Source organism: Streptomyces sp. NRRL WC-3605 (assembly GCF_001509795.1).
In the GTDB taxonomy this organism is placed as follows: Bacteria; Actinomycetota; Actinomycetes; order Streptomycetales; family Streptomycetaceae; genus Streptomyces; species Streptomyces viridochromogenes.
Genome location: NZ_LLZN01000102.1, coordinates 152,683 through 174,150, shown reverse-complemented (window position 1 = coordinate 174,150; position 21,468 = coordinate 152,683). Strand labels below are relative to the sequence as shown.

Genomic DNA, 21,468 nt, shown 5'->3' with positions numbered 1-21,468 from the left:
CTCCCCGTACCGTCTCCCACCGCCACCGCCACCGCCACCGCCACCGCCGCCGTCGCAGCCACCGCCCCCTCCGACGCCGTGGCCCGGCCCGAGGACCTGGCGCGGATTCTCTCCGACCTCTCCCTGGCCGACCGGCTGCCGTTCGTCGGGGCGCCCGAACCCACCCCGCCCCGCCGGGTCCTGCTGACCGGTGCCACGGGGTTCCTCGGCAGCCACATGCTCCTGGACCTGCTGCGCCACAGCGACGCCCACGTGTACTGCCTGGTCCGCGCCGCCGACGAGGAGGCCGCCCTGGCCCGGCTGGGGGAGGCGCTCAAGGGGTACGCGTTGCCCTGGTCGTCGGAGGTCCGCCGGCGTGTCACCGTCCTGCCCGGAGACATCCGCGAACCCCGCCTGGGCCTGCCCGACGACCTCTGGGACGGCCTCGCCGGGGAGCTGGACAGCGTGGTCTCGGTCGCCGCCGCCGTCGACTTCCTGCGCGGCTACCCGTCCCTGCGCGCGAGCAACGTGCTCGGCGCGCTCACGCTGGCCGAACTCGCCGCGAGAGGCCGCCCCAAGCCGCTGCACCACATCTCCTCGGTCGCCGTCTTCAACGAGGTCGGCATCCCCTCCATGGGCGAGGACGACCCGCTCGCCCACATCGACCGCCTCGTCGCCGGCTACGACCAGTCCAAGTGGGCGGCCGAGGTCGCCCTGCGCCGCGCCCGTGACCACGGCCTGGTCGTCACGGCCCTGCGGCCCGGCGGGATCGGCGGGCACACCAGGACCGGCGCCTACAACCCCCAGGACCTCAGCAGCGGCCTGCTGTCGGCGTTCGCCCGGTACCGCACGGTCCCCGCGTTCCGGCACCTCAACGCCGCCCCGGTCGACTGGGTGAGCCGGGTCGCGGTCGCCGCGATCTGCGAGCCGGACGCCTGGGGGTTCGACTACCACCTCACGGGCGTCCCCAACACCCTCGACGACGTCGTACGGGACATGGCCCTCGGCGGGATGCACGTGCGCGTGAGCGACTGGGAGGAGTGGCGCGCCGGCACGCTGGCCCGTCTGGAGGCCGAGCCAGTCCCCGAACTCGGCTTCCTGACCCGGGTGCTGCGCAGCCCCACCGCCCTGAAGCTGTGCGAGGCGACGCTGACGGGCCCGGCGGCCACGGCCGACCGCACCGACGCGCTCGTCGAGGCGCTCGGCCTGACGCCCGCCGCCCGCTACGACGCCCGGGCCCAGCTGAAGACGTTCGAACGCCTCGCGGGCGACGGCCTGGCGCGCCTGCCGCACAAGGACGACCAGCCCTACCTGTGGTTCTCCGAGACCACGGAGGGCGGGGTCGGCCCGGTGGGCGACGCTCCCGACGGGCCCTGCTCGATGGCCCTGACCCTGTCCGTGGCGAGCATGCACCAACTGATGACGGAGCGGCGTGTCGACGTCCGCGGCGAGGTCACCTGCCCGGCCGCGCACCCCGCACCGCTCACCGTGGCCCGCGGCGACGTCTGGGTCCGCCCCGAGGAGGGCATCCCGCACCGGCACGGCCTGCGCCACCCGCTGCTGCGCTACCGCCTGGAGCTGACCGACGCCGACGGAGGCCGCTGGTGGCTGGAGGGCTACAAGTACGCCCGCGCGCGCCGCGACCTGTGGCGGCAGACCCGGACCCTCACGGTGGAGCTGGGCCGCGAGGGCCGGCCGGCGAGCCTGGCGGGCGAGGTCGTCGTCCCCGCCGACACCTACGTCCGCGACCAGATCGACGGCATCCGGGTGGACCCGCGCCTGACCGGCCGGGAGAAGCGCGGCGCAAAGCTGACCTGGCTCGCCTGGTTCGGGCTGGAGATGGGCCGGGGCCTGGCCGGGCCCTTCGCCCGGGCCGCCGCGGACCTGCTCGACCTGCGCCGCACCCCGAACCCCACGGAGAACCACCGATGATCTTCCGGACGCCCGCCCCCCGCACGACCCGGCCGGCCCTGCGCAGGGTCCGGAGCACCGTCACGCCCCGGCCGCTGCGGCACCGCCTCGACCCGGCGGCCGTCGAGGAGATCCCGCTGCGGGCGGGCGACGGGGTGCGCCTCGGGCTGACCCGCGTGGACCCCGGCGCGCCCGGCCGGCCCGCCGTGCTGCTGCTGCACGGGCACACCGCCTCCGCCGACATGTTCCTGCTGCCGGAGACCCGCAACCTGGTCGACGTCCTCCTGGACGACGGCTACGAGCCCTGGCTGCTGGACTGGCGGGGCAGCTGCCGGCTGCCGTACAACGAGACCGGCGGCCGCTACACGTACGACGACGTGGCGCTGCACGACATCCCGGCCGCCGTCTCCCACATCCGGGCGCGGATCGGGGACCGGCCGCTCTTCGTGGTCGCCCACTGCGTCGGCGCCCTCACGCTGTCGCTCAGCATGACGGCGGGCCTGGTGCCGGGGCTGGCCGGAGTGGTGTCCCAGGGCGTCTTCCTCACCCCGAAGCTCGCGGGCCGCACCTCCCTGCGCATGACCCTCGCGGGCGAACTGCTGAGGTCCCGGATCGACCACATGCCGGTCGACTTCCGCAAGGTCGGCCTGTGGTCGAAGTACACCCCGCTGTTCGCGCTGGCCTCGCGCGGCGCGGACTGCCCCGACCCCACCTGCCAGATCCTGCACCACTCGGCCTGGGGGACCGGCGCCTCCCTGTTCGTCCACGAGCACCTGTCGGCCGCCACGCACGACCGGCTGGCCGAACTCCTCGGCCCCGCCCCGCTGTGGATCCTGCCGCACCTGCGCCGGATCGAACTGGCCCGTACGGTCGTCCGCTGGCACGACACCGACCACCGCTACCGGGCCCTGCCGGAGAACGCCCTGGACGCCGCCGGCCGCATCGACACCCCGGTGCTGCTCCTGTCAGGCAGCGAGAACGGCCTGTGGCTCGACTCGCAGCAGCTCTGCCACGACGTCCTGGCCCGCCGGCAGCCCCAACTCGACGTGCGCTACACGGAGATACCGGGCTACGGGCACCTGGACACGTTCCTCGGCCGGGGCGCGGCCCTCGACGTGTTCGGCCACATCCTCGACTTCCTCGGTGAACGCCGGTGACGGCGGGCCGCACGGCCGGATACCGTACCGGTCAGTAACCGGCTCGCTCCCAGGAGGCCCTCCATGCCGCAGCTCGAAGTCGACGGCGCCACCCTGACGTACGACGACGAGGGCCCCCGCGACGGCGAGGGCGTGCCCCTGGTGTTCGTGCACGGCTGGACGGCGAACCGGCACCGCTGGGACCACCAGACGGCCCACTTCTCCCACACCCGTCGGGTCGTGCGGCTCGACCTGCGCGGGCACGGCGAGAGCACCGGGGCGGGCGTGCGCCGCATCGACGACCTCGCCGCCGATGTCCTCGCCCTCCTGGACCATCTGAAGATCGAGCGGTTCGTGATCGTCGGCCACTCGATGGGCGGCATGATCGCCCAGACCGTCGCGCTGTCGCACCCGGAGCGGGTGGAGCGCATGGTGCTGGTCAACTCCATCGGCAAGATGGCCTACAGCCGCGGCCGGGCCCTGCTGATGGCGGCCTCCACGCTCGTGCCGTTCAAACTCTTCGTCGCGGCGAACATCCAGCGCGCCTTCGCCCCCGGGTACCCGCGCGAGGAGGTCCGGGCGTACATCCGTGCCTCCGCCGACACCCCCCGCGAGGTCGTCATGACGCTGTACGGCGCCATGCGCGCCTTCGACGTCTCCGACCGGCTCGGCACGATCCAGGCGCCGACCCTGATGGTGCACGGCTACCACGACGTCCAGCTGCCGATCGGCCCGATGCTGCGCCTGGCCACGGCGTACCCGGACGCGATCGTCCGGGTGCTGGACGCCGGGCACGAGCTGCCCGTGGAGAAGCCGGCCGAACTGACCGCCGTCCTCGACCGCTTCCTCACGGACACGGGCACGGACAAGGGCACGGACACGGACACGGGCACGGGCACGGACACGGACACGGGTACCAGCTGACCGGGCGCGACCGCGGGCGCCCGCCCGGGGCGTGGCTCCGGCTCGGGGCCGCCGTGCACGTCGGCACGGCGGCGCCGACCGGGTCCGTGGGCCGCGCGCCGGTCGAGACCGGCGGATCCTTGGCAGCGCCCCGAGGGCCCCGTGCGCCCGGCCGTCAGCCGACGCGCAGGGTCCGCTTGGCCAGCTCGTAGGCCGGGAGCATCGCCCGGTGCTCCTCGGTGTCCATCCCGCCGAGGTGAAGGACGACCGGGCCGCGCTTCGTGGTCACGGCCAGCGCCCGCTCCTCCTTCGTCTCGCCCAGCGTCTTGCTCGTGTACTGGTACGTCACCTCGGCGCCCGTGACGCCGTCCGCCGCTTCGAAGGCGCGGTACGCCGCCTTCCCGGCGCCCGTCTCCGCCGCGACGAACTCCTTCAGCACGGAGCGCGCGTCGGCGGCGTCGCCCGGCTCGCCCGTCCAGACGCGCAGGAAACCGATGTTGCCGGCCGGCTTCGCGTCGATCTCGCAGGCCGCGGTGACCGGACCCTGGTGCAGCAGGGCGTCGGCCAGCTCCCGGGCCAGCTCGTCGTCGCCCCCGGCCGGCTCGGCGTCGACGGCCTTCGGCTCCCAGGACGCGGCGACGTCGAAGGTCACCGGGAGCTCGCAGGCCGACCCCGCGGCGCCGACGCTCCCGCCGCTCTTCGCCACGGCCGGGCCGCCGCCCGACGCCTCGCCCGACGCGCTCGCCCGGTCGTCCGCCGGCTCCTCGCCGGAAGCCCCCGAACAGCCCGTCAGCACCGCGCCCAGCAGAGCCGCCTGGGCCACCCCGCGCCGTATCCGTCCTGCCCCGACCCGCATGGTCTCTCCCCACCCCGATCTTGATCAGCCGGCTCACAGTAGCCGAGCCGCCGGGCGGGCGGCCCCGCGGCTCTGCGGCATCATGAGGCGATGACCCCGCCGACCTTCGAGCACCACTGCGACGCGATCGTCACGCAGACCGAACGGCTCACCGCCCAGATGCGCGGCCCCGACCTCTCCGCCCCGGTGCCCACCTGCCCCGGCTGGAGCCTCGGGCAGCTGCTGCGGCACATCGGCGGTGACCACCGGTGGGCCGAGGAAGTCGTCCGGACCCGGGCCGCCGGACCCGTCGCGAACGACCTCGTCGACGACCCCCGCGCCGACCCGCGGGCGGACACGTCCACCCTGCTGCCGTGGCTCACCGAGGGCGCGGCCCGCCTGAGCGCGACCCTGCGCGCCGCGGGACCGGGCGCCCTCGTGTGGAACCCGTCCGCGGACCGCCCGGCGCCCGTACGGTTCTGGGCACGGCGGATGCTGTACGAGACGGCCGTGCACCGGGCCGACGCCGCGTCGGCGGCCGGGGCGCCCTTCACCCTCGACGCCGGCCTCGCCGCCGACGCGGTGGAGGAGTGGCTGGAGTTCTCCACGTTCCCCGAGGCGTACGAGCCGCGCCAGGACCTGCCCGAACTGCTCGGCCCCGGCCGCACCTTGCGCTTCGAGGCGCCCGACGCGGGTGTGTGGCACGTCGACCTCACCGGCGGACGCCCGGTCCTGCGGGCCGGTTCCGGCACCCCCGCGGCGACCGCTCGGGGCCCGGTGTCCGACCTCCTCCTGTACCTCTACCGGCGGCCCGCCCCGGCCGTGGTGACCGAGGGCGACACGGCACTCCTCGACCTCTGGCGGACCAGGGCGGGCTTCTGGCTGGAGGCTTCCTAGCGCCCTCGGGCGCGTCCATTTGCCGAACCGGCAACGGTGTTTGTCGCCCGGGACCGCACCCGCGCAGGCTTGGAGAGCGCGACCGCGCCCTTTCCTACGCACCGGGAGGCACCCGTGACCGAGACGAACGCCTTGGAGGCCGCCGAGTTCTGGGAGGCCCGGTACCGCGACGGCGGGCCGCTGTGGAGCGGCCGTCCCAACGCCCTCCTCGTCCGGGAGACCGAGGGGCTGACCCCGGGCACCGCACTCGACCTCGGATGCGGCGAGGGCGCCGACGCGGTGTGGCTCGCCTCGCGGGGCTGGCGGGTGACCGGTGTCGACATCTCCCGCACGGCCCTGGAGCGGGCCGCCGGGCACGCCGCCGACGCCGGGGTGGCCGACCGCACGGTGTGGGAGCGCCACGTCCTCGGTGAGACGTTCCCGGCCGGCACGTTCGATCTGGTCGACGCGCAGTTCCTGCAGTCGCCGGCCCCGCTCGACCAGCGCGTCGTCCTGCGGCGTGCGGCCGACGCCGTGGCGCCCGGCGGCACCCTGCTGATCGTCCTGCACGCGGGCTGGCCGTCCTGGCAGACCGAGCCGCCCTTCGAGGCGGAGTTCCCGACCCTCGACAGCGTCGACGAGGACCTGGCACTGGCCGACGAGGAGTGGACGGTGGTGACGCGGGAGACGGTCCGCAGCCCGCACTCGTCCCCCGACGGCGTGGAGGGCCACCGGGACAACCACGTGTGGAGGTTCCGCCGCCGCTGACCCCCGATGGTGTGCCCGGGCCGGGGGTCACCCCTCGCCGGCGCCTGCCGGAGCCTCCTCGCCCAGAGCCGCGCGTACGGCGTCCAGCGCGGCCGTCCGGTCGGCCGGGACCAGGCCGATGCGGGTGCGCCGGTCGAGCAGGTCGGACTCGTCCAGGGCGCCCTCGTGGCGTACCGCCCACAGCAGTTCGGCGGCCGTGACGGGGTGGGCGGGAAGGACCGGCTCGCCGAGCCGGGGGTCGCGGGCGGCCGGCGCCGCGACGGCCGCGGCCTCGGTGCCGTAGCGCTGGACGAGGCGGCGGGGGGCCCTGACGGCCGCGAGGACGGCGGGCGACGCGGCGCCGACGAGCGGCAGGGAGGCGGTGGGGGAGGGCCCGGCGCCGATCCGGCCGGTGGCCACGGCGGCGTCGACGGCGTCCTCGGCCATCCGCCGGTATGTGGTGAGCTTGCCGCCGACCACCGTGATCACGCCCTCGGACGAGGTGAGGACCGCGTGCCGGCGGGAGACGTCGGAGGTGCGGGCGGTCCCGGAGCCGTCCTCGGGGGCGGTGTCGAGCAGAGGGCGCAGTCCGGCGAACGCGCCGACGACGTCCTCGCGTCCGACCGGCGCGTCCAGGACGGAGCCGAGCACGTCGAGGAGGAAGCCGATGTCGGTCTCCGGCACCTCGGGGACGTCGGGGACGGGGCCCTCGACGGGTTCGTCGGTGAGGCCGACGTACACCCGGCCGTCGCCCTGCGGCAGGACCAGCACGAAGCGGTTGGACTCCCCGGGGACGGGCACGTGCAGCCCGGCCGGCAGCGGGCCCAGCCGGTCGGAGCGCAGCACGAGGTGGGTGCCCCGGGAGGGGCGGATGCGGATGCCCTCCACCAGGCCGTCCGCCCAGACGCCCGTGGCGTTGACGACGACGCGGGCCTTGATCTCGCCCTCCTCGCCGGTCAGTTCGTCGCGGACGCGGGCCCCGGACGCGCCGAGCTCCAGCGCCCTGACCCGGGTCAGTACGCGGGCGCCGTGCCCCGCGGCGGTACGGGCCACGGCGGTGACCAGGCGGACGTCGTCCGTGAGCCGGCCGTCCCAGGACAGCAGTCCGCCGCGCAGGCCCTGGGTGCGCAGGGCGGGGGCGAGGTGCCGGGTCTCGACGGCGGAGAGGCGGCGGGGGGCGGGCAGCGTGGCGCGGGCCGTGCGCGCCGCGAGGCGCAGCGTGTCGCCGGCCCGGAAACCGGCCCAGGCCAGCGCGGACTGGGCGCGGGAGACCATCGGCGTCAGCGGCAGCACGAAGGGCTGGGCGCGCACCAGGTGCGGTGCCGTGCGCTCCATCAGCACCCCGCGTTCGACCGCGCTCTCGTGGGCGACGTCGAACTGGCCGGAGGCCAGGTAGCGCAGCCCGCCGTGGATGAGCTTGCTGCTGAACCGCGAGGTGCCGAAGGCGAGGTCGTGCGCGTCGATCGCGGCGACCGTCAGCCCGCGGGAGGCGGCGTCCAGGGCGGCGCCCGCGCCGGTCGCGCCGAGCCCGACGACCAGGACGTCGACGGCCGGGCCGCCGACGGTCGCGGCGAGTTCCCGGGTGCGCCGGGCGGCGGAGAGCGAGGCCCCGCCGGGCGGGGGAGTGGCGGTGCTCATGGCGTCAGGGTCCTCTCGATGATGCCGCGCAGCTCCGCCAGGAAGGCGTCGCCGTTCAGCTCGGTGTCGTCCGCGTCGGTCATGGTCCGCAGGGACAGGGCGAAGGACTGCACGATCAGCAGCAGGGCCCGCGCCTGCCGTTCGACGTGCCCCTGGCGCACCGACCCGTCGGCGTGGCCCTGGCGCAGCACGTCGGCGAGCTGGGCGAGCAGCGCCTCCTGGCTCGCGCCGCGCCGGTCGAGGACGTATGGCAGGAGCAGTTCCGGATCGACGTCGACGATCTTGTGGAAGAGCGGGTGCGCACGGAACGCGGCCACTCCGGCGACCAGCCCGTCGGCGATCAGGTCGCGGGTGAGGACGCCGGGCCGCCGCTCGGGCATGGCGCCGGTGGCGGCCGCGACCCACTCGCGGGTCATCAGGTCCCCGACCAGGGAGCGCACGTCGGGCCAGCGCCGGTACAGCGTCATCCGGGAGACCCCGGCGCGGCGGGCCACGTCGGTCATCGTCGTACGGCGGACTCCGACGGCGAGGACGCAGTCCCGCACCGCGTCGAGGACCGCGTCACCGTCCGAGTGGTTGTGACGAATAGGCGTCATGTGTCACAGTGTAACGCCTGCGAGGCCGTCCGGGACACGGCATCGCCCGATTCGACCGGTGAGGACGACAGCCGATGGACATGCTGTGGAGTGGCTGGGGCGACCCCGCCGAGGCGGCACCCCTGCCCGAGACCGTGACCGGGCTGCTGCGCGACCTGCTCGGCGTGAAGCCGCGCACCACCGCGCCGGTCGCCCTCGCGGACATCGCCGTGCCCGAGCCGGATCTCGCACCGGCCGCGCTCCAGGCCCTGGCGGCCGCGGCCGGCGGTGAGGAGCACGTCCACACCGACGCCGAGGCACGCGTCCGGCACACCCGGGGCAAGTCGACCCCCGACCTGCTCCGCATCCGCGATGGCGAGGTCGACGGCGACCTCCCCGCCGCCGTCGTGCTGCCCGCCGATCACGACGAGGTGGTCGCGGTCCTGCGGGCCTGCGCCGAACACGGCCTGTCCGTCGTCCCGTTCGGCGGCGGCACCTCCGTCGTCGGCGGCCTCGCGCCCACCCGCCGGGGCTCCTTCGTCGCCCTGGACCTGCGCCGCATGGACCGGATGCTCGCCCTCGACCCCGTCTCCCGCACCGCCACCCTGCAACCGGGCCTGCGCGCCCCCCAGGCCGAGGCGCTGCTCGCGGAACACGGCTTCACCCTGGGCCACTTCCCCCAGTCCTACGAGTGGGCCACCATCGGCGGCTTCGCCGCCACCCGCTCCAGCGGCCAGGCGTCCGCCGGGTACGGCCGCTTCGACGAGATGGTCCTCGGCCTGACCGCCGCCACCCCCGAGGGCACCCTCGACACCGGCCGCGCCCCGCGCTCGGCCGCCGGCCCGGACCTCCGCCAGCTCCTGCTCGGCTCGGAGGGCGCCTTCGGCGTCATCACGTCCGTGACCGTCCGCGTCCGGCCCGTCCCGCGGACCCGTGTGTACGAGGGCTGGCGGTTCGCCTCCTTCGAGGAGGGCGCCGCCGCGCTGCGCCGCCTCGCGCAGGACGGCCCGCGCCCGACCGTGCTGCGCCTGTCGGACGAGACCGAGACCCTGGTCGGCCTCGCCCAGCCCGACGCGATCGGCGGCTCCCTCCCGCAGGACGCGGGCTGCCTCGCGATCACCGGCTACGAGGGCACCGAGGAGGACACCGCCCACCGCCGCGAGCAGGCCGCGGCCGTCCTGCGTGCCTGCGGCGGCACACCCCTCGGCGAGGAGCCGGGCCGGCGCTGGGCGCACGGCCGCTACTCCGCCCCCTACCTGCGGGACTCCCTGCTGGACGCCGGCGCGTTCGCGGAGACGCTGGAGACGGCCACCTTCTGGTCGTCCCTGCCCGGCCTCTACGCCGCCGTCCGCGAGGCCCTCACCGGCACGCTCACCGACGCCGGCACCCCGCCGCTGGTGATGTGCCACATCTCCCACGTGTACGAGAACGGCGCCTCGCTGTACTTCACCGTCGTCTCGGCGCAGGGCGACGACCCCGTGGCCCACTGGGACCGGGCCAAGCGCGCCGCCAACGACGCGATCCTCGCGGCCGGCGGCACCATCACCCACCACCACGGCGTCGGCACGGACCACCGCGACTGGTACGTCCGCGAGGCCGGGGTCCTCGGCGTCGCGGCGCTGCGCGCCGTGAAGCGACGGCTGGACCCGTCGGGCCTGCTCAACCCGGGCGTCCTGCTGCCCCTCGACTGACGCGCCCGCGCACCACCCCGGTACATTCCCCTCCACCTCCCGCCTCTGGCGGCTCCTGACCGCCGGCCCGAAAGGCACACCGATGCGACAGTTCACGGCCATCGTCAACCCCACGGCGGGCGGGTCCGCCGCGGCTGCCGCGCTGCTGGACGTGGCCCGGCCGCTGCGGGAGGCCGGGGCCGGTCTGGAGACCCTGTACAGCCGCAGCCTGGCGCACGCCCAGGAACTGGCCCGGGACGCCGGGGAGCGCGGGCGGGTGGTGCTCGCCGTGGGCGGCGACGGCATGGCCGGCGGTGTCGGCGGCGCCCTCAGCGGCACCGACGCCCTGCTCGGGCTCGTCCCCGCCGGCCGGGGCAACGACTTCGCGCGCGCCCTCGACCTGCCCACCGATCCGGCGGCGCTCGCCCGGGTGCTGCTGGACCACGAGCCCCGCGCGGTCGACACCATCGAGGTCGAGTCTGCCGTCCACCCGCGCACGGCCGTCCTCGGCAGCGTGTACGCCGGGGTCGACGCCCTGGCCAACCGGCACGCGAACAACTCGACCCTGCTGCGCGGGGCCGCCTCCTACTACGCGGGCGGCCTGCGAGCCGTCACGACCTGGCGGCCCGCCCGCTACCGGGTCACCGTCGACGGTCACGAGCACCTGCACGTCGGCTACACGGTGGTGGCCGCCAACTCCGGCTACTACGGTTCCGGCCGCCGGATAGCGCCGGACGCGCGCGTCGACGACGGACTGCTGGACGTCGTGATGATCCGGCAGGCGCCGCGCCGGCTGTTCTTCGCCCTGATGAACGAGCTCAAGACGGGCGCGCACGTGCGCCGCCCCGAGGTGGAGATCCTGCGGGGCAAGGAGATAAGGATCGCCGCCGACCGGGACGTGCCCTACGGCGCGGACGGCGAGGTGGACGCGACGCTGCCGGTCACCGTGCGGGTCCTGCCGGGCGCCCTGCGCGTCCTCTGCTGAGCGGCCGCGGCCCGTGCCAGGGTCGTCCGTCAGTCGCCCTCGGCCTGGACGGACGAGCCCTCCATCTGGATCGGTGAGCGTGGCGCCCGCAACTGCTCGGACGCGGTCTCGCGCTGCGCGTGGTCCTGGATGAGCAGACCGATCAGCGCCGCGACGGGGAGCCCCGCCTCGGCGGGATGCCGCAGCAGCTTCCCCGACTCGACCCGGTAGGTGTTGGTGCGTCCCTCGCGCTTGTGGGACAGGTAACCGTCCCTCTCCAGCTCCGAGATGATCTTCTGGACGGCGCGTTCGGTGAGCCGGCAGTGCGCCGCGATGTGCCGGATACGGACATCCGGATTGTCGGCGATCGTGGCCAGCACGCGTGCGTGATTGGTGAGGAACGTCCACCCGGTGTGCGGCTCAGGGACTGCATCCATGGCGTCAGCATACGACCAGGCATTCACGTATACAAAAACACGTACTGCGTTTCATGTATCGGTTGACGTGTACGGCGGTTCGGGTTCAAGCTGTACGGGAGACGGGGAGATCTGAGGGAGAGGCGGACATGCCCGAGCTCGCGTCGGTACACCTTTCTGCCGTAGGCGACGCCACGGACGCAGAGGTCGCGGGGGCGCCGGTGATAGAGCCGCTTCCACTGGTCGCGGCCCTGTGCCCGGACGGCGACCGCATGAAGGTGGTCGTCCGCGGGGAGCTGGACCTCGACTCCGGGGGCCGGTTCCAGCGGATCCTCCGGGACGCCCTGCACCGCTCGGTGCGCGGCGTCGACCTCGATCTGCGCGGCGTCACGTTCTGCGACTGCGCCGCACTCAACATCCTGCTGGCCGTGCGCCAACGGGCCCTGGCCGACGGCAAGACCGTCGCGCTCCACGGCAGCAGCTCCATGGTCGACCGGCTGCTCGTGCTGACCGGCACCCGGGACCTGTTCGCCGGCCCGGACCGTCCCGACGTCACGCGCCCGCCGGCCCAGGGGGCCGCGGACGTGACCGACCACGAGCTGCGGGCCGAACTCACCCAGCTGCGGCAGGCCATGCGCACCCGGCCCACCGTCGACCTCGCACGGGGCATCCTCATGGCGTACTACGGCCTGGGCCCGCAGGACGCCTGGGCGGTGCTCGTCTCGGCCGCCGAGCGCGCCGGCACCGAGCCGCACACCCTCGCCGGGGATCTGGTGGAGTGCGCCCAGGGCGGCGCGCAGTTGCCCGCCGGACTGCGGGCGGAGCTGTCCTCGGCCATCGCGCGCGTGCACGTCACCGACGGCTGAGCGCCGCCCGGCGCCGGGCGTGGCGCTTGCGCGGAGCGGCGTCGCGAGGGCAGGGTGCGGTCGTGCCCACCTTGCTGATCGTGCATCACACGCCGTCGCCCAACTGCCAGGCCCTGCTGGAGGCCGTCGTCTCCGGTGCCACCGCGCCCGAGATCGAGGGCGTCGACGTCGTACGCCGCCCGGCGCTGTCCGCCACCGCCTCCGACGTGCTGGACGCGGACGCCTATCTGCTGGGCACCCCGGCCAACCTCGGGTACATCTCCGGCGCCCTGAAGCATTTCTTCGACCAGATCTACTACCCGTGCCTCGACGCCACCCGCGGCCGCCCGTTCGGGCACTACGTGCACGGCGGCAGCGACGTCACCGGCGCCCTGCGGGCCGTCACCACCATCACGACCGGACTCGGCTGGCAGCCCGCGTCCCGGCCCGTGACGGTGACGGGCGAACCCGCCAAGAGCGACATCGAGGCGTGCTGGGAGCTGGGCGCCACCCTGGCCGCGGGTCTCATGTCCTGACCGACTCGCCCTCGGTCCACCTGTGTTGACCCAGGCCAGAGCGTTTCAAACCGCCGGGCACTGAGAAACTTGTGAGAATTTCCGATGCGGTTGAACACACCTGGGATCGCCTCCGTATGAGAGCAGGGGGATTTTCATGCCCTGACCGATCACGAGGCGATGGAGTAATTCCTTGGGACGCAGCACGCGGAGACGCCCCACGGGCGCACGGCGCGCGACCTTTGCAGCGGTCGCGCTGATGTTGGGTGGTGGCGGCCTCGTCGCGGCCAACGTCTATGCCTCGGCCACCGAGGAGGGCGGGACCGACCCCGCCCAGACGCTGTCCACCCCGGCCGGCACGATCGACTGCCCCGACGTGGGCACCAAGCTGACGAACGTGCCGGAGGGGGCGAAGGAGGACGTCGCCAAGGAACTCGCCCTCCTGGACCAGCAGATAGCCGATGCCTACCAGCGTCTGATGAACGCGGGGCAGGCCATCGAGCAGGACGCGGCGTTCGCCGACAACTCGATCATGAACCCGCTGAAGGAGAAGCGCGCGGCGACGATCGAGCGGATCGCCATCGCCGTGGACCGTCAGGGCGACCGGCCCGAGGGCCTGGACGCCCTCGCCGCCTGCACCCTGCGCGCCCCTGAGAGCAGCGCCCCCGCCGGCGAGGAGAGCGACGGCGCCCAGAACACGGGCGACGCCGGACAGGGCGGCCAGCAGGGCGGCGACGACCAGAACGCCGGGAACGGCCAGAACGGCCAGAACGGCAACGGCGGTCAGGCCGGCAACGGGCCCGTCGCCGAGGACTACGTGGACATCAAGTCCGTCCAGCCGAACGTCTCCGAGCCCGCCGTGCGCAAGGGCGGCTCCCGCGGCACCTTCGCCACCAGCTGCGGCGTCAACGAGAACGGGCTGTTCAACTCGGACAACGTGATCGTGGCTCCCGGCGTCTCCAACGGAGCCCACCACTTCCACGACTACATCGGCAACCAGTCCAACACCGCCTTCGCGAGCGACGAGGACCTGGCCAACGCCGAGACCAGCTGTGTGGACCAGAGCGACAAGTCCACGTACTACTGGCCGGTGCTGCGCCTGCAGAACGGCAAGCAGGAGCAGGACGCGGACAAGCCCGGCGGCGGCATCGAGGGCAACGCCGGCGAGATCGTCCGGGCCAAGGAGGTGACGCTGAACTTCGTGGGCAACCCGCAGAGCAAGGTCACCGAGATGCCGCGCCTGCTGCGCATCATCACCGGCGACGCCAAGGCGTTCGTCAACGGACCGGCCAACGCCAACGCCTCCTGGAGCTGCACCGGCTTCGAGGACCGGCAGCTGAAGGACAAGTACCCGCTGTGCCCGAAGGGCAGTGACGTGGTGCGCACCTTCAAGTTCCAGAGCTGCTGGGACGGCCAGAACATCGACAGCGCCAACCACCGCGCCCACGTGGCGTTCGCCGCGGCCGACGGCAGCTGCGGGAACGGCTTCAAGGCCATCCCGCAGCTCGTGCAGCGGATCGTGTACGACGTCGACGCGCCCAGCCTCCAGGACGGCGGGAAGACCACGCCGCTGTTCGCGGTGGACTCCTTCCCGGAGCAGCTGCACAAGCCCATCACCGACCACGGCGACTTCATCAACGTCTTCGACGAGAAGCTGATGAGCGAGATGGTCGACTGCATCAACGCGGGCCGCACCTGCGGTGTCGGCGCGGGTGACGGCGGTGACGGCGGTGACGGCGGCCAGGAGGAGCCGACCCAGGCTCCCACCACCCCGCCGGCCGACAACGACGGCGGCAACGGCGGGAACGACGGCGGCAACGGCGACGACCAGACGGAGCCGCCCGCCACGCAGGACCCGACGACCGAGGCCCCGCAGACCGACCAGCCCGGCGACGGCAAGGACGACGGCGGCAAGGGCGACGACGGCCAGGGCGACGGCGGAAACGGCGGCGCCGGCAACGGAGACGACGGCAACGCCGGCACCGGACAGGACGACGAGCCGACCGGGGCCACCACGGTGGCGCCGAAGGTCAGCGGCCAGCCGGACGCCGGGAACGACGCGGGTGACGACCAGGCCGAGGTCATCGGCACCCCGGCGCAGACCCAGCCCCCGACGAGCGACACCGACTCCCTCACGGGGGGTGCGCGCGCGCAGGCGGTCGGCGGCGACCTCGCCGAGACCGGTACGTCGCTCTGGCCCGCCGCGGGCGGAGCGATCCTGCTGATCGCCGGGTTCGTGGTGCTCATGCGCACGAGGCGTCACGCGCGCTGACGCCGACGCACAGCTGAAGGGCCCGGACCGGGAACACCGGTCCGGGCCCTTCGGCGTCAGGGGGTGGGCAGACCCGCCGGGCGCGCCGGACGTCCCAGCCTGACCGGCACACCGGGGGAGTAGAGCACACTGACCGGGTCCCCCGCGGGTGCGGGCAGACCGGCCGCCGTGATCAGGTCCTCCTCGCAGGTGAGCACCTCGGCACGGTGCAGCGGCCAGCGCGGATGGTCGTTCGGCAGGTACGCCGACGGTCCGGACGCGCCGAAGAAGGCGTTGTGCATGCCCCAACGAGCCGTCAGGAAGTGCTCCAGCCCCGTCGGCTCCGCGATCCGGTCCCCGATGCGCACGGTGAGCCGGCTGGACGCCCCGCGCGGTCCCGGCCACCTGCGCGAGCTGGTGTACGTGACGGTGTCGCCGACCCGCCGCACGGACATCCGCGCCCACACATACGGCAGTCGGAAGCCCAGACGGCCCATCACGACCGGGATCAGCCGGGAGGCGTCCATGGAGCGGAACACCACCCCGCGCCGGCCATGTGCGTCCACCGAGTACAGCCGCACGTTGGTCTCCGGGAACGTCCCCAGATACGGCACCCCGGGCAGCCCGAGCCAGCCGACCCGGTGCATCCGGAAGGCGACCAGACCGACGTAGGTCGCCCCGTCGTGCGTGTCGGGGGCGGTGCCGCGCGGCAGCAGCCCGGCGACGGCTCCGGGCTCGACCGCCCAGTGCAGGAAGGCGAGATCGAGCCACTGCTGGGTGAGCAGCGGAATGCGGACACGGGCGGGGGCGTCCGGGGAGACCGGCGACGGCTCGAACACACGCCCAGCATGCCAGAGCGCCACCGGCCGGCCGGCGTCGAGCCGGTGGTCCGCCCGGACGCGGGTGGCGGGCAGCAACTCCCGTACGGACACGGCCCGCAGGCCGTCCCCGGAGCCCGACGCCGGTCCGGCCGGAGACGGGGGAACCGGCGGGCCTCAGGCCGGGTAGGCGTGGGTCTGGGCCGCCTTGACCGTCGCCCAGACCGTCGCGCCGGGCCGCAGGTCCAGTTCGGCGGCGGCGATCGTCGTCAGGTCGGCGGCCAGCGGGAGTTCACCCGAGAGCGCCGCGCGGATCTGGTCGCCGTGCGTCTCCAGACCGGCCACCTCGCAGCGCCACAGATTGCGGGCGCTCGAACCGGTCGGCCGTTCCCGGTGCAGGGTCACCGCGCCGGGCGGGAAGGCGACGAAGACCGGGCCGGTCAGCTCCTCGGTGGTCGTCACCACCGGCCCGCCGTCGACCCGGACCGCATGCCCGTCCGCCTCGCCCCTGTACAGGTTCAGGCCCACCAGCCGGGCGATGTAGTCGCTGCGCGGATGCCGCGCGATGTCGGCCGGGCCGCCCTCCTGGACGACGCGTCCGTCCTCGATGACGACGAGGTGGTCGGCCAGCACCATCGCGTCCAGCGGATCGTGGGTGACCAGGACCGCGACCGCCTCGAAGTCCGCCAGGTGGCGGCGCAGCCGCGCCCGTACGTCGAGCCGGGTGCGGGCGTCGAGCGCGGCGAGCGGCTCGTCGAGGAGGAGCAGCCGCGGACGGGTCGCCAGGGCGCGGGCGAGCGCGACCCGCTGGGCCTGCCCGCCGGACAGCCGGCGGGGCCTGCTCGCGGCGTGCGCGGCGAGCCCCATCCGCTCGAGCCAGTCGGCGGCCTGCGCACGGGCGGCGGCCTTGGGGACCTTCTGGCAGCGCGGCCCGAACGCCACGTTGTCCAGCGCGGACAGATGGGGGAAGAGCAGATAGTCCTGGAAGACGACCCCGACCGGGCGCGCCTCGGGCGGCGTACGGGCGAGGTCGGCGCCGTCCAGGAGCAGATGCCCGGCGGACAGGGGGACCAGCCCGGCCAGGGCGCGCAGGGCCGTCGTCTTGCCGGCCCCGTTCGGGCCGAGGAGCGCGACCACGTCACCGGGAGCGGCGCGCAGCGCCACGTCGAGGCGGAAGGCGTCCCGCTCCACGACCAGACGGGCGTCCAGGCCCTCGCCGCCGCGCGAGGACCCGGTCCCGGTCGTCCCGTGGCCGGTGCCGGTCGTCCCGTGACCCGTCCCGGTCATCTCGTGGCCCGGGCCGGTCATGAGGCCGTCATCCAGCGGTCACGCAGCCCCGCGAGCACCGCGACCGACACGGCGAGCAGGACCAGGCTGAGGGCGATCGCGGCCTCCGGGTCGTTCTGCAGGGCCAGGTACACGGCGAGCGGCATGGTCTGGGTCCGGCCGGGGAAGTTGCCGGCGAAGGTGATGGTCGCCCCGAACTCGCCGAGCGCCCGCGCCCACGCGAGCACGGCGCCGGCCGCGATCCCGGGCGCGACCAGCGGCAGCGTGACCCGGCGGAACGCGGTGAACCGGGAGGCGCCCAGGGTGGCGGCCGCCTCCTCGTAGCGCGGGTCGGCGGCCCGCAGGGTGCCCTCCACGCTGATCACGAGGAACGGCATCGCCACGAACGCCTCGGCCACCACCACCCCCGCCGTGGTGAACGGCAGCGTCACCCCGAACCAGTCGTCGAGCAGACGCCCCACCACACCGTTGCGGCCCAGCGCCATCAGCAGGGCCACACCGCCGACCACGGGCGGCAGCACCAGCGGCAGGGTGACCAGGGCCCGCACCAGCCGCCGCCCCGGGAACTCGACCCGCGCCAGCAGCCAGGCCAGCGGCACGCCCACGACCAGGCTCACCGCGGTCGCGGCCGTCGCGCAGACCAGGGACAGGCGCAGCGCCTGCCACACCTCGGTGCTGGTCAGCAGCTCGGGCATGCTCCGCCAGGGCGCCCGGACGAGCAGGGCGGCCAGCGGCAGGACGAGGAAAGCCACCCCGATCAACGCCGGGACGAGCAGCGCCGGCGGAGCCCCACGGCTCAGCGGGCGGCTCCGCCGGGCGGTGGCGCGGGGAGCGGCGGCGTCCTTCTCCACGTCGGCCTCCTCCACTCCCTCGGGCGCGCTTCCGGATCACGCACGCGTACGCCGATGATACTGACGCAGATGCGAGGGACAGGAGCCCTGTCGCTTCGCACGAGCTGGCATCCCGGCTCAGCGACCTCGCATGTGCGTTCGTACGGAACCGCCGGGCCGCTCAGGTGCGGTCGACATGGACATTCGTCGACTTCACGCGTGCCGTGGCCTCCATGCCCACTTCCAGACCCAGCTCCTCCACGGCCTCCCGGGTCAGGAGCGACACCAGCCGGTGCGGTCCGGCCTGGATCTCCACCTGGGCCGCCACGTCCCCCAGCTTGATCGCGGTGACGATCCCGGGGAAGGCGTTGCGCACCGAGGTGGAGGAGGGTGCCTCCTCGCCCGTACCGCTGCGGGCGAGGTCCACGGAGAACGCGGCGAGGTCCCGGCCGTCGATGAGGCGCCGGCCGCTCTCGTCGCGATGGGTGGCCACTCTGCCCGCGTCCGCCCAGCGCCGGGCCGTGTCCGGACTGACGCCCAGCAGTCGCGCCGCCTGGCCGATCGTGTATGCCTGCATGGCGCCAAGATAGGTCAGCCACCGGGGTGTGCCGCCGCCGGACCGGGCGGACCGCGGCCGGCATGCGCCGTACGCATGAGGCATGAGCGGCCCGCGCTAGAGTCGCCCCCATGCGTATGGGTCTCGACGAGCGGGCGCGGGCGGCGGTCGCCGCGCTCCTGCACGCCACCGGTGAGTCGCAGACCGCCCTCGCGGCGGCACTCGGTGTCAGCCAGGCGCAGGTGAGCCGGCGTCAGTCCGGCGGGGCCGTCTGGAGCCTGGCCGACTGCGACGTCGTCGCCGCGCACTACGGCATCGACGTGCTCGACCTCCTCGCCGGCCCGACCCGCGCCACCGAGGCCCTCCCCGCCGAGCGCCGCCGCCGGCCGGCCCGCCCGGCCGCCGCCGCCCGCGCGGACGTACCGGACGGGGTGGCCCGGTGACCGGCTTCGACGCGATCGACGCCCTGCTCGCCGGGGCCAGGAAAGAGGTCCCGCTGCCGCCGGTGCCGGAGCGCCGCACCCTGCGGGAGGAACTGGGCCTGTCCCGGCCCCAGCTGGCGCAGGCCCTCGGCGTCGGACCGTCCACGATCGCCGGCTGGGAGTCCGGCCGGGACCCGAGCGGCGAGGTCCGGGAGAAGTACGCCTACTTCCTGGAAGGCGCCCGCACGAAACTGTCCGCCGCCCCCACGCCTCAGGCCGCCGAGCCCACGCCCCAGGCTGCCGACCCCACTCCTCCTGCCGCCGACCCCACACCTTCGGCCGCCGAGCCCACGCCTCAGGCCGTCGACCCCACGCCTCTTGCCGCCGAGCCCGCACCTTCGGCCGCCGGCTCAACGCCCCCGGCCGCCGACTCCCGGCCCGAGCCGGCCCCCGCTCCCACCCCGGCGCTCTCCGCCACCGCGAGCGGCCCCGGCGACGGTGACGAACTGGCCGTCCCGCAGCCCTGCGTCCTGTGCGGCCGGCCCGCCCGGCACCAGGTGGAGGGCTTCCCGCAGCACCTCGACCCCGCCGAGTGCGGCACGGACGCCGAGCACCCCCCGGTCCCCGCCGAGACCGCTCCGCGTGAGGAGCCCGGCCCCGCGCCCGCCACCGCCCCACGCCCCCAGAAGGTCGTACCGGCCGGACGGCGGCTGCGTACGGCCGAGCCCCCCGACCCGATCGCCGCCGCCGTGGCGGCCGCCCTCGACCAGCACTCCGGTGACGTCGAGGCCGCCACCGCCGCCCTGGTCAGACGGGCCATCCCGGACGCCATGGCGCTGCTGGACCAGACCCGCAAGGGCGGCCGGTACGACGTCGTCGCCCACCCCTGGCTGCCCGACGTCCTGCGCAAGCCCACCGCCCGCGGCGCCGACGAGATCTGGGAGGCCCGGCCCAAGTGGAGCCGGCCCACGCTTCCGCCCGGCGAGCACCAGGTGACCGCGCTCGACGTCAACGGCGCCTATCTGTCCGCCCTCAAGACCCATCTGCCGATCGGCCGGCTCGAACACTCCACCGGCGACCACCACGACCGGCGCCGCGCCGGCGTGCACCTCGTCACCCCGCCCGAGTGGGAACACGACGCCTGTCTGCCCAACCCGATCGGCAACCGCGACGAACCCGGCCCCCTGTGGGTGACCGAGCCGACGCTGCGCCTGCTGCAGCGGCTCTCCGGGCCCCGGTACGGCCTGTGCGACCCGCCCGTGATCCACGAGTCGTGGACCTCCGGTGCCACCGAGAACCTGCTGGAGAAGTTCCGGGTCCTGCTGAAGGACGCCCGGGACCGGGCGATCGCCGAGGGCGACGAGGTCACGCTGGAGTACGTGAAGGCGATGTACTCGAAGTTCGTCTCCACGATGGGGGAGTCGAACTACAACCGGGAGCTGTACCGCACCGACTGGATGCACCTGATCCGCTCCCAGGCCTTCGTGAACCTGTGGTGGAAGGCGCACCGCGCCTACGACGAGGGCCTGATGGTCGTCCGCGCCATGGGCACCGACGAGCTGCACGTGATCGGGGACTGGCGCGCGGTGTTCCCCGAGGGGCGCGCCGTCACCGAGGTGAAGGTCAAGGACGTCTACACCGTGGGCGAGGCCGTCCCGCCGGAGTAGTGGCGCCCGAGTTGCCCGCTGATGGCACTCGGTGTCCTGTGTGAGCACCCCGCCGCCGGGGAACCTGGCAGGCTGCACCTGGTTCGGGACGCGTATCCGCGCTCTCGTTGGGAACCAGCAGCGGAGGAAGCAGCAAGGACAAGTCACCGCGGCCGAAACGGCGGACGGGGCCGAAGAAGGTGTGATGGCGACCGAATCGCAGGACGGCGGCAAGAAGCCGTCGATGGAACAGACACAGGAGTGGGGGGCCCGCTTCGACGGGGGGTTCGGCGATGTGACGCGTGCCCGTCTGGGCGCGGAGGAGTATCTGAAGAGGCTCGCGCGGGCCTCGCCGCCGGCGACCCCGGAGTACCGGGACGACATCCTGCTGGTGGTGAGCGAGCTCGTCTCGAACGCGATCCAGTACGCGCCGGGGCCGATCGAGCTGACCATGCGCAAGGCGTTCGACGGTGTCCATGTGACGCTCGGCGACACCAGCACCACACGCCCCGCGCCACGCCCCTTCCACCCCGGGACGGGCAAGGGCGGGGGCATCGGCTGGTACCTCATCCACACGCTGTGCGACCAGGTCAGCGTGGTGGTGCGCGAGGACGGCAAGGACGTCCACGCCTTTCTGCCCTGGTGAGC

The 21,468-nt window shown here is 74.4% G+C and carries 21 protein-coding genes; 13 read left to right on the top strand and 8 right to left on the bottom strand.

The features are described from left to right. The 3 genes from ADL34_RS32125 to ADL34_RS32115 all read left to right on the top strand — a co-directional run. Nucleotides 1-1,911 (top strand): thioester reductase domain-containing protein (locus tag ADL34_RS32125; RefSeq protein WP_062739845.1); only part of this gene is annotated, 1,911 nt, incomplete at its 5' end. Next, a complete protein-coding gene (locus ADL34_RS32120) occupies nt 1,908-3,047 on the top strand; it encodes an alpha/beta hydrolase (protein ID WP_062664671.1) in 1,140 nt (379 codons plus the stop codon). The genes ADL34_RS32125 and ADL34_RS32120, both read left to right, overlap by 4 nt. 63 nt (nt 3,048-3,110) lie before the next feature. Then, nucleotides 3,111-3,950 (top strand): alpha/beta fold hydrolase, encoded by an 840-nt coding sequence (locus tag ADL34_RS32115; RefSeq protein ID WP_079033995.1) that lies wholly within the window; start codon nt 3,111-3,113, stop codon nt 3,948-3,950. Nucleotides 3,951-4,104: 154 nt separating this feature from the next. Here the strand turns inward: ADL34_RS32115 and ADL34_RS32110 are convergent, their stop codons facing one another. After that, nucleotides 4,105-4,785, bottom strand: coding sequence for a lipoprotein (locus tag ADL34_RS32110; protein ID WP_062664673.1), 681 nt, complete (start codon nt 4,783-4,785; stop codon nt 4,105-4,107). A gap of 90 nt (nt 4,786-4,875) precedes the next feature. Between ADL34_RS32110 and ADL34_RS32105 the strand changes: the two genes are divergently transcribed. Next, nucleotides 4,876-5,661: a maleylpyruvate isomerase family mycothiol-dependent enzyme gene (locus tag ADL34_RS32105; protein WP_062664676.1), complete on the top strand. Its 786-nt coding sequence runs from the start codon at nt 4,876-4,878 to the stop codon at nt 5,659-5,661. Nucleotides 5,662-5,775: 114 nt separating this feature from the next. Continuing rightward, nucleotides 5,776-6,408, top strand: coding sequence for a class I SAM-dependent methyltransferase (locus ADL34_RS32100; protein WP_062664678.1), 633 nt, complete (start codon nt 5,776-5,778; stop codon nt 6,406-6,408). A 27-nt stretch (nt 6,409-6,435) separates the two neighbouring features. On the opposite strand, the gene ADL34_RS32095 is transcribed toward ADL34_RS32100, so the two are convergent. After that, a complete protein-coding gene (locus ADL34_RS32095) occupies nt 6,436-8,025 on the bottom strand; it encodes a glycerol-3-phosphate dehydrogenase/oxidase (protein ID WP_062664680.1) in 1,590 nt (529 codons plus the stop codon). Next, nucleotides 8,022-8,621, bottom strand: coding sequence for a TetR/AcrR family transcriptional regulator (locus ADL34_RS32090; protein WP_062664682.1), 600 nt, complete (start codon nt 8,619-8,621; stop codon nt 8,022-8,024). The genes ADL34_RS32095 and ADL34_RS32090 overlap by 4 nt, the downstream gene beginning before the upstream one ends. A gap of 74 nt (nt 8,622-8,695) precedes the next feature. Between ADL34_RS32090 and ADL34_RS32085 the strand changes: the two genes are divergently transcribed. Next, nucleotides 8,696-10,291, top strand: coding sequence for an FAD-binding oxidoreductase (locus ADL34_RS32085; protein ID WP_062664684.1), 1,596 nt, complete (start codon nt 8,696-8,698; stop codon nt 10,289-10,291). Nucleotides 10,292-10,373: 82 nt separating this feature from the next. Next, nucleotides 10,374-11,255, top strand: a complete 882-nt coding sequence (locus tag ADL34_RS32080) for a YegS/Rv2252/BmrU family lipid kinase (protein ID WP_062664686.1) — start codon at nt 10,374-10,376, stop codon at nt 11,253-11,255. Nucleotides 11,256-11,284: 29 nt separating this feature from the next. Here ADL34_RS32080 and ADL34_RS32075 read toward each other — a convergent pair whose 3' ends face one another. Continuing rightward, the gene (locus tag ADL34_RS32075) at nt 11,285-11,671 is read right to left on the bottom strand and encodes a helix-turn-helix transcriptional regulator (protein WP_062664688.1); all 387 of its coding nucleotides are present in this window, start codon (nt 11,669-11,671) and stop codon (nt 11,285-11,287) included. Between the two features lie 128 nt (nt 11,672-11,799). On the opposite strand from ADL34_RS32075, the gene ADL34_RS32070 reads away from it, so the two are divergent. The 3 genes from ADL34_RS32070 to ADL34_RS32060 all read left to right on the top strand — a co-directional run bounded on the left by ADL34_RS32070 (nt 11,800) and on the right by ADL34_RS32060 (nt 15,282). Next, entirely contained in the window at nt 11,800-12,516 is a 717-nt protein-coding gene (locus ADL34_RS32070) for an ANTAR domain-containing protein (RefSeq protein ID WP_159039010.1), read from the top strand. 62 nt (nt 12,517-12,578) lie between these two features. After that, entirely contained in the window at nt 12,579-13,031 is a 453-nt protein-coding gene (locus tag ADL34_RS32065; RefSeq protein ID WP_062664692.1) for a flavodoxin family protein, read from the top strand. 238 nt (nt 13,032-13,269) lie between these two features. Then, on the top strand, nt 13,270-15,282 hold the full coding sequence (locus tag ADL34_RS32060; RefSeq protein WP_062664694.1) for a DUF1996 domain-containing protein: 2,013 nt from the start codon (nt 13,270-13,272) through the stop codon (nt 15,280-15,282). A gap of 56 nt (nt 15,283-15,338) precedes the next feature. On the opposite strand, the gene ADL34_RS32055 is transcribed toward ADL34_RS32060, so the two are convergent. The 4 genes from ADL34_RS32055 to ADL34_RS32040 all read right to left on the bottom strand — a co-directional run bounded on the left by ADL34_RS32055 (nt 15,339) and on the right by ADL34_RS32040 (nt 18,773). Next, nucleotides 15,339-16,100, bottom strand: a complete 762-nt coding sequence (locus ADL34_RS32055) for a YqjF family protein (RefSeq protein WP_062665029.1) — start codon at nt 16,098-16,100, stop codon at nt 15,339-15,341. A 156-nt stretch (nt 16,101-16,256) separates the two neighbouring features. Next, complete coding sequence (locus ADL34_RS32050; RefSeq protein ID WP_234375152.1) at nt 16,257-17,387, bottom strand: ABC transporter ATP-binding protein; 1,131 nt, start codon at nt 17,385-17,387, stop codon at nt 16,257-16,259. Further along, nucleotides 17,384-18,217 carry a molybdate ABC transporter permease subunit gene (modB, locus tag ADL34_RS32045; protein WP_062665032.1) on the bottom strand — a complete coding sequence of 278 codons (834 nt, stop codon included), beginning with the start codon at nt 18,215-18,217 and terminating at the stop codon, nt 17,384-17,386. The genes ADL34_RS32050 and modB overlap by 4 nt, the downstream gene beginning before the upstream one ends. A 160-nt stretch (nt 18,218-18,377) precedes the next feature. Further along, on the bottom strand, nt 18,378-18,773 hold the full coding sequence (locus tag ADL34_RS32040; protein ID WP_062664696.1) for a TOBE domain-containing protein: 396 nt from the start codon (nt 18,771-18,773) through the stop codon (nt 18,378-18,380). Nucleotides 18,774-18,883: 110 nt separating this feature from the next. Here ADL34_RS32040 and ADL34_RS32035 point away from each other — a divergent pair, with 110 nt between their 5' ends. The 3 genes from ADL34_RS32035 (at nt 18,884) to ADL34_RS32025 (ending at nt 21,466) form a co-directional block, all read left to right on the top strand. After that, nucleotides 18,884-19,195, top strand: coding sequence for a helix-turn-helix domain-containing protein (locus ADL34_RS32035; RefSeq protein WP_062664698.1), 312 nt, complete (start codon nt 18,884-18,886; stop codon nt 19,193-19,195). Further along, on the top strand, nt 19,192-20,841 hold the full coding sequence (locus ADL34_RS32030; RefSeq protein ID WP_062664700.1) for a helix-turn-helix domain-containing protein: 1,650 nt from the start codon (nt 19,192-19,194) through the stop codon (nt 20,839-20,841). The genes ADL34_RS32035 and ADL34_RS32030 overlap by 4 nt, the downstream gene beginning before the upstream one ends. 184 nt (nt 20,842-21,025) lie before the next feature. Continuing rightward, entirely contained in the window at nt 21,026-21,466 is a 441-nt protein-coding gene (locus ADL34_RS32025) for an ATP-binding protein (protein WP_062664702.1), read from the top strand. Nucleotides 21,467-21,468 lie beyond the last annotated feature (2 nt).

What these genes read in the sequence shown, in the direction of transcription:
- ADL34_RS32115 (WP_079033995.1), top strand. Translation starts at nt 3,111, where the DNA reads ATGCCGCAGCTCGAAGTCGACGGCGCCACCCTGACGTACGACGACGAG.
- ADL34_RS32025 (WP_062664702.1), top strand. Translation starts at nt 21,026, where the DNA reads ATGGCGACCGAATCGCAGGACGGCGGCAAGAAGCCGTCGATGGAACAG.
- ADL34_RS32090 (WP_062664682.1), bottom strand. Translation starts at nt 8,621, where the DNA reads ATGACGCCTATTCGTCACAACCACTCGGACGGTGACGCGGTCCTCGAC.
- ADL34_RS32095 (WP_062664680.1), bottom strand. Translation starts at nt 8,025, where the DNA reads ATGAGCACCGCCACTCCCCCGCCCGGCGGGGCCTCGCTCTCCGCCGCC.
- ADL34_RS32110 (WP_062664673.1), bottom strand. Translation starts at nt 4,785, where the DNA reads ATGCGGGTCGGGGCAGGACGGATACGGCGCGGGGTGGCCCAGGCGGCT.
- ADL34_RS32040 (WP_062664696.1), bottom strand. Translation starts at nt 18,773, where the DNA reads ATGCAGGCATACACGATCGGCCAGGCGGCGCGACTGCTGGGCGTCAGT.
- ADL34_RS32105 (WP_062664676.1), top strand. Translation starts at nt 4,876, where the DNA reads ATGACCCCGCCGACCTTCGAGCACCACTGCGACGCGATCGTCACGCAG.
- ADL34_RS32075 (WP_062664688.1), bottom strand. Translation starts at nt 11,671, where the DNA reads ATGGATGCAGTCCCTGAGCCGCACACCGGGTGGACGTTCCTCACCAAT.
- ADL34_RS32050 (WP_234375152.1), bottom strand. Translation starts at nt 17,387, where the DNA reads ATGACCGGCCCGGGCCACGAGATGACCGGGACGGGTCACGGGACGACC.
- ADL34_RS32035 (WP_062664698.1), top strand. Translation starts at nt 18,884, where the DNA reads ATGCGTATGGGTCTCGACGAGCGGGCGCGGGCGGCGGTCGCCGCGCTC.
- ADL34_RS32060 (WP_062664694.1), top strand. Translation starts at nt 13,270, where the DNA reads ATGTTGGGTGGTGGCGGCCTCGTCGCGGCCAACGTCTATGCCTCGGCC.
- ADL34_RS32070 (WP_159039010.1), top strand. Translation starts at nt 11,800, where the DNA reads ATGCCCGAGCTCGCGTCGGTACACCTTTCTGCCGTAGGCGACGCCACG.
- ADL34_RS32080 (WP_062664686.1), top strand. Translation starts at nt 10,374, where the DNA reads ATGCGACAGTTCACGGCCATCGTCAACCCCACGGCGGGCGGGTCCGCC.
- ADL34_RS32120 (WP_062664671.1), top strand. Translation starts at nt 1,908, where the DNA reads ATGATCTTCCGGACGCCCGCCCCCCGCACGACCCGGCCGGCCCTGCGC.
- ADL34_RS32085 (WP_062664684.1), top strand. Translation starts at nt 8,696, where the DNA reads ATGGACATGCTGTGGAGTGGCTGGGGCGACCCCGCCGAGGCGGCACCC.